Origin of the sequence: Paenibacillus doosanensis (genome assembly GCF_025060755.1) — a bacterium.
Lineage (GTDB): Bacteria > Bacillota > Bacilli > Paenibacillales > NBRC-103111 > Paenibacillus_S > Paenibacillus_S doosanensis.
Map to the genome: position 1 here is coordinate 93,567 of NZ_JANYUY010000026.1, position 11,065 is coordinate 104,631.

The window sequence follows — 11,065 nt, forward strand, 5'->3', positions numbered from 1 at the left end:
GACGATGGCCCCGCTACTATCCCCCGTTATTATCCATAGTAATGAAGAAACTGTAAAATAGCAAGCTTCCCGCGGCGCAGGCTTCGCAGAGAAGCCTTCCGCGGGGTTCGACGACCGACCGCCGACCGCCGCGCAGCGCCGCAACGCGCGCCGAGCGCTGCGCATGGGGACGGTAGATGCAGGCTGGGCCTGCCGGAGAGCCGGCATTAGGGAGCTGACCTTAGCTACCCGGCGTTACCATCGTTACCGGCGTCCAGGCTTAGCATCTGCTCCTTGGCGAAGGCAAGGAACTGTCCGGCCGACGGAGACAGCTCTTCGCCGGAACGGCGGCAGACCGCGATGGGGTTGGCAAGCCGAACCCCGTCGACCTGCACTCGCGCGACGGCGCCCTGCCGGATATATTCGCTTACCTCCAGCGCGGACAGGAGGTTCGCTCCGTAGCCGGCCATCACGGCGCGGATCGTTTCATTCGGGCCGTTGAACTGGAGTCCGACGCGCGGGGGCGCGAGATTGTGAAGACGGCAGAGCGCCAGCAGCTTCTCCCGGGTCGAGCTGCCTTCCTCGCGGACGATGAACGGCTCCTTCATCATCTCGGCGAGGGAGACGAGGGCTCCGGCCAGCCGGTGTCCTGCGGGAACGACGAACCATAGCTCGTCCTCGAGCAGTTCCTCCCGCGTTACGCCCGCCGGCGCTTCCTTGCTGCCGCCGATCACGGCCAGATCGGCTTCGTAATGCAGCAGCTTCTCATAGGCGCTGCGCGAGTTCGCCGTCGTGAGCGTCAGTTCGATGCGCTCATGAAGCTGCTTGAAGGCGGCCATCCATCCCGGCAGCAAATGGTTAGCCGGGAGGTAGGTCGCCGCAATCCGCAGCTTGCCTTGGACGCCCTGCCGGTAATCGGCTATTCTGGCGTCCATTTCCTGCTCCAGCGCGAACAGCTTGGCGGCGCAGCCATGCAGCATCTCGCCGGCCTCGGTGAGCCGGATGCCCCTGCCCTGGGAGGCGAGCAGGGCTACGCCCAGCTCCTGCTCCAGATTGCGGATTTGCGCGGTGACGGCGGGCTGGCTAATATGCAGCGCTTCCGCAGCCCGCGTCACACTGCCCCGGCTGGCCGCCTCGTAAAAAAGCTTCAAGGCGTGCAAATTCATAGGATCGCCTCCTTGATTTCAATTCATAAATTAATTTTATATAAACTAAGATTACATATATTAGATTTATGCTTGAATCTCCTTTATTGTAATTCGTAAGCGATAGAAACTCAATTCGTATTGGAGGCTGGCTTACGATGACATTCGAATGTGTAGATTGCGGCAAAGTATTATCGTCGGAGCAGGTGAACAACCCGTTTTTATGTCCGTGCGGAGGGCTTCTGGACATGGCGCATGATTTCCGGGGCATGGACGCCGAGCGGCTGAAGCAATTATTCGACCGCAGGCTGGCGGAGAGAATGACTCCTTATGCCGGCGGTGTATGGAGATATAAGGAGCTGATTGCTCCGGAGCTGCCGGAATCCTTTATCACGACGAAGTATGAGGGCAACACCGGCCTGTACGATTCGGCGCCGACGGCAGCCTATGCGGGAGTGCGCCGGCTGCTGCTCAAGGCGCAGAGCGAGAATCCGAGCGGCTCGTTCAAGGATAACGGCATGACCGTGGCCGTCTCGCACGGGCGCTCGCTCGGCTATACGAAATTTACGTGCACCTCCACCGGCAATACGTCCTCTTCGCTGGCGATGTATGCCGCGCTGGCCGGCTGCTCGTCCTACGTGCTGCTGCCGGACAGAGATATATCGATGAATAAGGTGCTGCAGACGCTGGCATACGGCGCGAGCCTGCTCTCTTTTCGCGGCACTTATGATGACGGTATCCGCTTCAGCGAAGAGCATAGCGAGGCGCTGGGGCTGTATGTCTGCAATTCGATCAATCCCTTTCGGATCGAAGGGCAGAAAAGCATTATTTTCGAAACGGCGCACCAGCTCGGCTGGAAGCTGCCCGACTGGATCGTCCTGCCCGGCGGGGCGCTCAGCAACGCGACCGCGCTGGGTAAAGGCTTGCGAGAGCTGAAGCAGCTCGGCTTTATCGATAAGCTGCCGCGGGTGGCCGTCGTTCAGGCGGAAGGAGCGAGTCCCTTCCACCGGATGGTCGCCGCGGAGGCGGCCCAGCTTGTCGCGGAGCCGCAGCCTCGCACCAGAGCGAGCGCGCTGAACATCGGCAACCCGCCCAGCTGGAAAAAGGCGCTGCGCTATACGATCCGGCCGACCGGCGGCGTCACGGTCTCCGTCTCTGACCGGGAGATTATGGACGCCAAGGCTGTTATCGACCGCAGCGGCATCGGCTGCGAGCCTGCCTCCGCCGCATCGGTAGCGGGGCTGAAGAAGCTGGTCGGCGAGGGGACCGTCGGCGCCGACGAAACGGTCGTATGCCTGTTGACCGGCCATCTTCTCAAAGATACGGATGCGGTTCGGGAGTATCACCTGGATTCCGGGACGCGAGGGGCCTTTGCCAATGCTATCCATTCGGCGGAGCTTCAGCCGGAAGCGGTGCGCAAGCTGGTCTCGGAGTGCTGAAGAAAACCGCTTCAGCGGGTTGCTTTCCCGGACAGGTTTCTTTACAATAAGGAGAAAACCAACAGTGGGAGATGTCATATAGATGAACTGCAAAATTTCGCGCAACGCCGCAAAAATGCTTTTGGCTGAATTGGAGAAAGAAGAAAACAAGGATCTGAAGCTTCGCGTATACATTACGCACAGCCATGGCGACCACGCCCACTACGGGATGAGTCTCGATACGCCTACGGACAAGGATGAAGTAGTCAGCACGGACAAAAACATCGACGTCATTTTGCAGAAGGACGAGCCGCTGCTCGACGGCGTGCGCATCGATTATTTCTACACACCGGAAGAAGGCTTTGCGGTAACCAATCCTAGCAAGGGGAACCACGGCGACCACTAAGCCGCCTGCGGTTACGAAAGGATCTGGTTTTGGGCAATGGCTAACGATATACGCGTTTGCGATAAATGCAAGCATATGAAAATGAAAACCGCCGTATCGAAGCTTCAGAAGCTGGCCCCCGACGCCGACATTAAAGTGGGATGCAAATCCTACTGCGGGCCTTGTTCGCGGTTCGCCTTTATTTTTATTAACGGGCGTTATGTGACGGGAGCTACGGAGGACGAAGCGATCGAGAAGGCGAAGAAATACGTGAAGAAAGTATCCGGATAGGCCGCTGTGCTTGCAAGTTGAGGCGGAATGCCGCGGGCGGGCGGGAATCCCCCAATCCCGTTGAACAAGAGGCTGCACGCCATGCATACAATGACCGGACATGTAAGAAGCGTTTAGTCTGCGGACTAAACGCTTTTTTTGTTGTTTAAGAAATGATGCGCAGCCATATCCTGTGGAAATCCGTGGGCTCCCCCGAAAGGAATGCCTACCCATAGAACGATCCCAGAGGAATGGTTAGACGCCGATCCAGCTTAGGCTGGATGCGGACGGAATAAGCTTCAGAGCATCACGTCACTTTTGGGGGATTTGTTCACAGTTTTATAAATTTCGGGGCTCCCCGCAAAGTACCTGAATCAGCTTCGTGGGGCTATTTACGGGAACGGCAGGACCCAGCGATATAAAGATCCCGGGGGGGTCTAACCCAATCTCGAATAAGGCAAATTTAAAAGCGCAGGGGCTTTATCGGGAAAATCGGTAAGGCCTAAGCGGAAGCTGTATTCTTTGATCTGAAAATGAAGCTGACAATGTTCATCGCTTTCATAAGGGATGCCTTTTGCAGTTAAATTGGTTTTGACCTTTTCAATAAAATCGAGACTGCTTATCCCAAAGCTTACGTTCATCGTCGGCGGTAAGGCGGTCATGGCAATAGGAATCCATTTTCGCTGCTTCGAAGCAATAACCGCATGCGCCGTCCCCCCGATTGCAAAGGTAAAATTATCATATACTTTGGCGAGGCTGAAATTAAAAAGTTCGACTAACAACGCTCTAAAGTCGGCCACACTGTCCACCGGGAACCCGACCTCTCTGAGATACAATATTTTCAGCTCTCCGCAAGGAGTCAGTATTCCTTCTGTAATGTAATTATGAGCAATGATTTCCAATAAATTGCCGTCGCCATCTCGAAAGTAAACATTCAGCCCGGTTTCAAAATCGTCAATGATCCTGCCGTTCGGCCATTTTAGAAGGGTAACATTCCCCGTACGTTGCAGCCAGTCGACTACGTTGTTAAAGTCAGAGTAAGGGACCTCGAATGCAAAATGGGCCGGAGCCAACGGTTCAGCAGCCTCCTTAAAAGATAATGTAAAGTATTCGGCCGGTTGGAGAAGGATCTCATGGTCGGACTCGTAAACGACAGGGAAGCGCAGCTGTTCGTGATAAAATTGTTTAACGCCTCGAATCGAAACCGTTTGTAATTGAAGCTGGGAGAAGTGAGTTATCATGGAAGGTGCACTCCTTTCCGGAATTAAATGGGTGAGATGATTGTAACCAATAAAAGGATATAGGTCTAATATATAATAGTATTCTGTTTATAGGTTATAACTATATATCAATCGTTTCACAGGTTGCTTTACCATTTTTTAAAATTCCGATGACATTCCGCAAACGTTCCTCTCTTATGCTGAAAGAGGATACAGTCGTTATTTCACTGGGGGGAACGAATCGATGAAACATGGGATGAAAAAAAGAAAATGGATGATCGCGACACTTGCGCTTTGCGCGTTGGCGGGCGCGTCGTCGGTTCAGGCGGCGCAGTCGCAGCTGGAGGCGCAAGCCGTGAAATTCAATGTGTTTTCGAACGGACAAGCCGTTTCGATGGATAAGGAGCCTGTCGTGATCGACGGCAGCACGTATGTGCCGCTGCGCGCGATCGGCGAGGCGCTCGGCAAGCAGGTGGAATGGAACGAATGGACTCAATCGATCCGTCTGAAAGACCAGCCGAAGGTTGCCGCAGTGCATGAATGGAAAAATCCGCCCGAGCTGACAGGAAGCATCAAGGAAGGGGGATTCTCGGGACTGCTGCATATGCCCGGCGATCCGGAGGACGTCTTCTACACGCTGGCAGACCGCGGGCCGAACGGCGAATTCGGCAAGGACAAGCTTCGCACCTTCCCGGACGACACGTACGTTCCGAGAATGTACAAGATCAAGGCGGCCAACGGCACGATCGAGATGCTGGAGACGATCAAGCTGCATTTGCCCGACGGCAGAAAAGACGTATATACCGGTACGTCCGATGTCACAGGCATGCCGAATTTACAAGAAGGCGACGAGGTGCCTTACGACGGTACCGGAACGAAGAAGCTGGGCTATGACCCGGACGGCTTGGACCTTGAAGGCATCGCCTACAGCCCGAGCGACGACACATTCTGGCTGTCCGACGAATACCGCCCTTCGATTTTGCAGGTGAAGCGGGACGGAACGATCTTGGGCCGTTATGTGCCGCAAGGGGCCAAGGACAAGCTGCTGGCTGCCGGAGCGCAGACGGATATTTACGATATTTTGCCTGCGGCTTACAACAACCGCATCGCCAACCGCGGCTTCGAGGGCGTGACGATTTCTCCGGACGGCCGGTATTTGTACACCTCGATTCAAAGCCCGATGGCCGTTCCCGATCAGAAAACCGGGGAAAAATCGCGCAACCTGCGCATTCTCAAGATGGATTTGAGCAGCAAAACGGTCGTCGGAGAATACTTGTATATTGCCGAGGACGCCTCGATGTTCCGGAATGTGAAGCAAAAAGATATTGTCATCAGCGACTTGTCGGCGTTAAGCCAAGATACGGTGCTGGTTGACGAGCGCGATAAAAACGCCGGCGACGAAGCGCAGCTGAAGCGAATTTATAAAGCGGACTTTTCCAAAGCGACGAATCTGTTAGGAACTGCCGACAGCGAGCAAGCGGAGGCGCTGAGCATCGAGCAGCTGAAGGCGAAGGGCATCGCGCCTGTGAGCAAGGAATTGGTCGTAGATGTAGCCAAGCTCGGTTATCCGCATGAGAAGCTGGAAGGGCTCGCTGTCGTCAACGAACATACGATCGCGGTTGTCAACGACAATGATTTCGGCGTGGACGGCTACGACGAGCAAGGCCAGCTGCAGGTCAATCAGAATCCGACGCAAATGTATGTTATCACGGTGAACGAGGAATTAAAGTAAAACGGCTAATCGCCGAAATCTCCTTGCCAGTAGGCAGGGAGTTTTTTTGCCGTAGAACAAGTCTTTGATATTAACTGCCGCCGAACGGAGCGCGGACATCTGGTAGACAGTGTCCGATATACATTATCTCCCAAGCTGTAGGAGTTTGTCCGAAGGAGTACGTGGTTCATCGGACAGACTCCTAGGTCCATTGTCCGCGAGATATCCTGCTTGCGGATTATGACGGCAGCCGCCGTTTGCGACCGGAGCCTATGTTGCGTTTGCGGGAAAATAGTTTGATCGTCGCGGCATTACGAGCCAGAAATGAGTCTAAAGTCCATGTAGACAGGCGAAAAATAGTCAATTAGCAACATGCATTCCGCTATGCGTATCTTATATGCTATTGTTGTCGTATTTTGTTACACGAATTGACAAATTTCGAACTCGATAATGGCAAAGCAGGCGAAAGCCTGTGACGCAAAGCTATAGGGGCTATCGAACGGATCGGTCCGTTCTGCCAGCCAGCTGCCGAAGGATCGGTGATACGCATATGCAGCGGACTCCCGCCGAGGCTACGAGGAGTCTTTTCGATGTTTGTGGGATACGTCATTCAAGTAATGCGGAGGGTTGAAAGACGATGTCTAACGAAGAGCGGGAGTTTATGACGAAGGAAGTTTTTTTTACGGTTATCGAAGGGAAGATGATCGGCGTTTATTTATCGAGCGAAGGCCCGAAAATGTTTATGAATCAGGAAGTGTTCGACCTGCGTTACCCATGCTGGGACGTGGAGATGGTCATGGGGAAAAACAGCCATTTGCTGAGCTTTTACTGGTACGGCGAAGTGAAGTTCTCGTTTCGCTGCGGCTTTGTCAATGATTTGTTCTTGAGCCTGTACGATTATTTGAGCTGTAGATTGGAAACGAGAAGACTGGCTTAAGCGGCGGGCAATCGAGCCGGGAGCCGGGTGCGGCGACAATGAGGGATGGGCTGCGGAGCGTTTTTATTTGCCCGTACGTGACACCAAGCGGGAGGCGTAAGCATACTATGCTTATCAAGAACGACCTGGGCATTCGCCCAGCGTTGCCACCATTGCTGCGAAGGCGGGCTCGGAAGGAGCGAAGCCGCCTGAAGGAGGAAAGCTCCGTGGAACCATCTGCTTACGTATCGTCCGCTTCATTCGAGCATCCGTTCTGGCTGCAGGTTTGCGGCGATCACGCCCGCTTTATCAGAGATGCGCTCGCTCCTTCTGAAGAAGAAGAGATCGGCCGGGCCGTTTGTTTCATCCGCACGTTCGACGCGTTGCTTAACGATTCGCGACGTCCGCTGAACGGAGCTTCATGGGTTCAGCTGAGCGAGGCGGCTTTCCGGCGGGTGCAGGAGCTGCGGGCCTTTAAGCTGCATCTGCTGGAGCGGTCGCTTGACGGCCGCGTGGTCATTTCGCTTCCGCCTACGTTCATAAATCATATGGTTAACGAGGCGGAGGAATATATCCGGGTGCTCGCCTTTCTGAGAATCGGGGAGCCGGCCCCGGTGTTTGACGAAATCCATCATCACTTGGTATGGCTTGCCGATGCGGCGGGCCATGCCGGCTCCATAGCGGCCGACCTGGATATGACGGAACGGCGTCTGCTCGAGCTGAGCCGCACGTTCGAAACGCATTTCACGGACTTTTATTTGAAGGCGATCGAAGTTGCGGGATACATGCGGACCAGGCTGAAGCAGTTCCCGGCCCTGGCGCGCTTCCAGAAGGAAGTGGAGCTGGAGATGGCGCTGTTCCGGGAGTTTCTGAGGGAGCTGGAGGAGCTGGCGCTCTCGAAGGAAGTGCTGGGAACGCTCAGCCCCTTGATGCCCGACCATATGGCGCGGGAAGAATGCTACTATCTGATTAAGCTGGCGAGCCTCTCTAATACCCGCCCGCCGAATTGCGATCCGGCGAAGCCCAGGGTGGAAGGCTAGAGCTTGTCAGCTCTGACGCAGCTGCGCCGTCAACCGCCGCCGGATATTTGCGGGGACTGCGGCTGATTACAAACGAATAAGCGTGCTTTGCTGCATATGGGATGCGGCAGGGGACGCTTTTTTTGTTTAGGAAATGATGCGCAGCAATTTCCTGTCGATATTCGGGTTCTCCCCCGAAAGTAAAGTCTACCCATAGAACGATCCCAGAGGAAGGGTTAGACACCGATCCCGCTTAGGCTGGATGCGGACGGAATAAGCTTCAGAGCATCACGTCACTTTTGGGGGATTTGTTCATGCTGCGCTCTGTCCCAGTGCGGGCAAAGCGGCAGGGCGCAGCATGAAGCGATTCCTGCTAACGGGCGCCGTGGCCCAAGCGCATGAGGGCGGATTAGCGCAGATGCCGACGCGAGAGGAGGGGCAACGGCAAACAGTTGGAGCCGCTGCTAGGACTGAAGGCACAGCTCCAGCATCGTCTGCGCCGCGAAAGACAGCGGAACGTCCTTCAAAGTGACGATGCCGATATGACGAGGCGGTATAGCCGGCTCCAACCGCAGCTCGAACAGCTCTCCGGAAGCCAGCTCCTCGGCGGCGAACTGCCCGGTGACGCAGGAGATGCCGAGCCCGGTCTTGGCGAATTGGATAAGCAGATCGAGACTGCCCAGCTCGAATTCCGGGGTAATGCGAACCTGATGAGCCTGAAAATAGCGGTCCGCATATTTGCGCATGCTGCTGTCTCTCTCCAGCAAGATGATCGGGTAGGCCGCCAGCTCCGCCGGGGTCATCGTTTGCCCCTGCAAATGGCTGTATCTGGCCCCGGCGACAAAAATATCGTGGAGCGGCTTCCACCGGCGGATGCTGAGCTGCGCGTCGTCGACGGGAAGATTGACGATGCCGAAATCGATGGCGCCTTCCTTAAGCAGCTTGATCGTCTCCTGCGAGGTGCGGTTCGTGACATGCAGCTTCACGTCCGGGTACTCCTTGTGAAACGCTTCCAGATAAGGCAGCAGCACATGCTTGCACAGCGTATCGTTAGCTCCGATATGAACGACCCCGCTCAGCAACTGATGCATTTCGGTCAGTCTGTGCTCCGCCTCTGCGATCAGCTGGAACGCTTGCCCGATGTAACGGAGCAGCACTTCCCCTTCGACGGTTAGCTTCGCGCCCCGCGAAGTGCGAAAAAACAACGGCCCGCCAAGCTTCTCCTCGAGCTGTCTGATCGAATGGCTGACGGCGGGCTGCGTAATGAACAGCGCTTCCGCCGCCCGGGAGAAGCTTCCCGCCTTCGCGACCGCCAGGAACACGCGGTATAAATCGAGGTTATAATCCATGATATAATCTCCAGTTATATTAGATATACATATTATTCATTATATTTATATCTTATCACAGAATATAATGACAAGGTAAGTTCATTCGGCTGCCGAAACGCGTTTGTACGACGGACGGAGTATGTACGCCGGTCCTCGTTCATGTTCGGATAGCCTTTAATCATCCGGAATAAGGGAGCGATGCATGTGAAAGGTTCGGTTACGGCTGTAGTAGGGGCCAATTGGGGAGACGAAGGAAAAGGCAAGGTTACGGATTTGCTGGCTGCGCAGGCGGATGTCGTCGTGCGGTTTCAAGGGGGGAACAACGCGGGGCATACGATTATTAACGATTACGGCAAATTCGTGCTGCATATGCTGCCGTCCGGCGTATTTCACCGCCGGATCGTCAATGTCATCGGACCGGGAACGGCGCTGAATGTCCGCGGACTGCTGGAGGAATACGAGAAATTGCAGGCGCGGAACGTGCCGGAGCCGATCTTGCGCATCTCGGAGCGCAGTCAAGTGGTGCTGCCTTATCATGAGCTGTTCGACTCGCTCGAGGAAGAGCGGCTCGGCAGCCGGCAGTTCGGATCGACCCGGTCCGGGATCGCGCCGTTTTATGCGGATAAATATTTGAAGATCGGCATTCAGGTCGCCGATTTGTACGACCGCTCCACGCTTCTGGCGAAGCTTGGCCATGCCCTGGAGAGCAAAAATGTGCTGCTGGAGCATCTGTACGGGCAAGAGCCGCTGCAAGCCGAACCGCTGGCCGAGCGGCTGCTGCAGGACGGGGAGGCGATACGCCCGCTCGTTTGCGATACGACAGAACTGCTGCATGAGGCGCTGCAGGAAGGGAAGACGATTTTGGTCGAAGGCCAGCTGGGCGCGCTGCGGGACCCGGATCACGGCATTTATCCGTACTCGACCTCCTCGTCTACGCTCGCCGGATACGCCGCCGTCGGAGCGGGAGTTCCGCCTCATGCCATCCGGCGCATTATTGCCGTAGCCAAGGCGTACTCCAGCTGCGTCGGAGCCGGGCCGTTCGTTACCGAGCTGCACGGGCCGGAAGGAGACGAGCTGCGCCGGCGGGGAGGAGACGGGGGCGAGTTCGGCTCCAAGACCGGGCGACCGCGCCGGGTCGGCTGGTTCGACGCCGTCGCCACGAGGTACGGCTGCATGGCGCAGGGAGCTACCGAGGTCACTTTGTCGCTGCTTGACGTGCTCGGGTATTTGGACCGCATTCCGGTATGCACCGCCTATGAGGTGGACGGCCAGAGGACGGAGCGGTTTCCCGCCGGGGCGCTTCTGGAGAAGGCCGTGCCCGTATACGAGTATTTGCCCGGCTGGAAATGCGATATTACCGGCATTACGGAATACGATAAGCTGCCGGAGCCTGCGAAGCGTTACATCGATTTCCTGGAGCGGCGAATCGGCGTGCCGATCCGGTCGATCTCTACCGGCCCGCGCCGGGAGCATTTTATCGAGCGGCGTTAGAAGTGTGGTGAAAAAGTCCCTGTTATTACAAAATGAAGCCGTCAAAGTTACCAAAAAAAACGGAACCCTGAGCATGTAGTGGAGCAAAGATACTGGGGACAGCCTGTTATCTTGGCGAGGACGGTGCAGGAAAGTGCACCAGCCCGTGGCCTTCTGGCTTTGAATCGGCACAGTCGCTTT

Annotated in this window: 10 protein-coding genes and 1 riboswitch; of the genes, 7 read left to right on the top strand and 3 right to left on the bottom strand. The window is 55.8% G+C overall.

The genetic code is table 11. The features are described from left to right. Window positions 1-224 precede the first annotated feature (224 nt). Complete coding sequence (locus tag N0M98_RS19030) at window positions 225-1,145, bottom strand: LysR substrate-binding domain-containing protein (protein ID WP_259618847.1); 921 nt, start codon at window positions 1,143-1,145, stop codon at window positions 225-227. A gap of 137 nt (window positions 1,146-1,282) precedes the next feature. On the opposite strand from N0M98_RS19030, the gene thrC reads away from it, so the two are divergent. The 3 genes from thrC to N0M98_RS19045 all read left to right on the top strand — a co-directional run bounded on the left by thrC (window position 1,283) and on the right by N0M98_RS19045 (window position 3,218). Beyond that, window positions 1,283-2,563 carry a threonine synthase gene (gene thrC, locus N0M98_RS19035; protein WP_259618848.1) on the top strand — a complete coding sequence of 427 codons (1,281 nt, stop codon included), beginning with the start codon at window positions 1,283-1,285 and terminating at the stop codon, window positions 2,561-2,563. Between the two features lie 82 nt (window positions 2,564-2,645). Next, window positions 2,646-2,948 (top strand): iron-sulfur cluster assembly accessory protein, encoded by a 303-nt coding sequence (locus N0M98_RS19040; RefSeq protein WP_249864957.1) that lies wholly within the window; start codon window positions 2,646-2,648, stop codon window positions 2,946-2,948. Window positions 2,949-2,984: 36 nt separating this feature from the next. Next, complete coding sequence (locus N0M98_RS19045; RefSeq protein WP_249864956.1) at window positions 2,985-3,218, top strand: YuzB family protein; 234 nt, start codon at window positions 2,985-2,987, stop codon at window positions 3,216-3,218. A 416-nt stretch (window positions 3,219-3,634) separates the two neighbouring features. Here N0M98_RS19045 and N0M98_RS19050 read toward each other — a convergent pair whose 3' ends face one another. Next, window positions 3,635-4,438 carry a VOC family protein gene (locus N0M98_RS19050; RefSeq protein WP_259618849.1) on the bottom strand — a complete coding sequence of 268 codons (804 nt, stop codon included), beginning with the start codon at window positions 4,436-4,438 and terminating at the stop codon, window positions 3,635-3,637. Between the two features lie 223 nt (window positions 4,439-4,661). Between N0M98_RS19050 and N0M98_RS19055 the strand changes: the two genes are divergently transcribed. From N0M98_RS19055 to N0M98_RS19065, 3 genes are all read left to right on the top strand, one after another. Next, on the top strand, window positions 4,662-6,149 hold the full coding sequence (locus N0M98_RS19055) for an esterase-like activity of phytase family protein (RefSeq protein WP_259618850.1): 1,488 nt from the start codon (window positions 4,662-4,664) through the stop codon (window positions 6,147-6,149). A gap of 421 nt (window positions 6,150-6,570) precedes the next feature. Then, a riboswitch (cyclic di-GMP riboswitch) is annotated at window positions 6,571-6,661 on the top strand. Window positions 6,662-6,765: 104 nt separating this feature from the next. Then, on the top strand, window positions 6,766-7,065 hold the full coding sequence (locus N0M98_RS19060) for a hypothetical protein (protein WP_259618851.1): 300 nt from the start codon (window positions 6,766-6,768) through the stop codon (window positions 7,063-7,065). A gap of 206 nt (window positions 7,066-7,271) precedes the next feature. After that, complete coding sequence (locus tag N0M98_RS19065) at window positions 7,272-8,084, top strand: DUF2935 domain-containing protein (RefSeq protein ID WP_249864952.1); 813 nt, start codon at window positions 7,272-7,274, stop codon at window positions 8,082-8,084. Window positions 8,085-8,527: 443 nt separating this feature from the next. On the opposite strand, the gene N0M98_RS19070 is transcribed toward N0M98_RS19065, so the two are convergent. After that, window positions 8,528-9,412, bottom strand: coding sequence for a LysR family transcriptional regulator (locus N0M98_RS19070; RefSeq protein ID WP_259618852.1), 885 nt, complete (start codon window positions 9,410-9,412; stop codon window positions 8,528-8,530). Between the two features lie 186 nt (window positions 9,413-9,598). On the opposite strand from N0M98_RS19070, the gene N0M98_RS19075 reads away from it, so the two are divergent. After that, on the top strand, window positions 9,599-10,885 hold the full coding sequence (locus tag N0M98_RS19075) for an adenylosuccinate synthase (RefSeq protein ID WP_259618853.1): 1,287 nt from the start codon (window positions 9,599-9,601) through the stop codon (window positions 10,883-10,885). Window positions 10,886-11,065: the final 180 nt, after the last annotated feature.

Bases quoted from the DNA above. Each gene is read 5' to 3' on its own strand.
- thrC (WP_259618848.1), top strand. From the start codon at position 1,283: ATGACATTCGAATGTGTAGATTGCGGCAAAGTATTATCGTCGGAGCAG.
- N0M98_RS19045 (WP_249864956.1), top strand. From the start codon at position 2,985: ATGGCTAACGATATACGCGTTTGCGATAAATGCAAGCATATGAAAATG.
- N0M98_RS19040 (WP_249864957.1), top strand. From the start codon at position 2,646: ATGAACTGCAAAATTTCGCGCAACGCCGCAAAAATGCTTTTGGCTGAA.
- N0M98_RS19050 (WP_259618849.1), bottom strand. From the start codon at position 4,438: ATGATAACTCACTTCTCCCAGCTTCAATTACAAACGGTTTCGATTCGA.
- N0M98_RS19055 (WP_259618850.1), top strand. From the start codon at position 4,662: ATGAAACATGGGATGAAAAAAAGAAAATGGATGATCGCGACACTTGCG.
- N0M98_RS19060 (WP_259618851.1), top strand. From the start codon at position 6,766: ATGTCTAACGAAGAGCGGGAGTTTATGACGAAGGAAGTTTTTTTTACG.
- N0M98_RS19070 (WP_259618852.1), bottom strand. From the start codon at position 9,412: ATGGATTATAACCTCGATTTATACCGCGTGTTCCTGGCGGTCGCGAAG.
- N0M98_RS19030 (WP_259618847.1), bottom strand. From the start codon at position 1,145: ATGAATTTGCACGCCTTGAAGCTTTTTTACGAGGCGGCCAGCCGGGGC.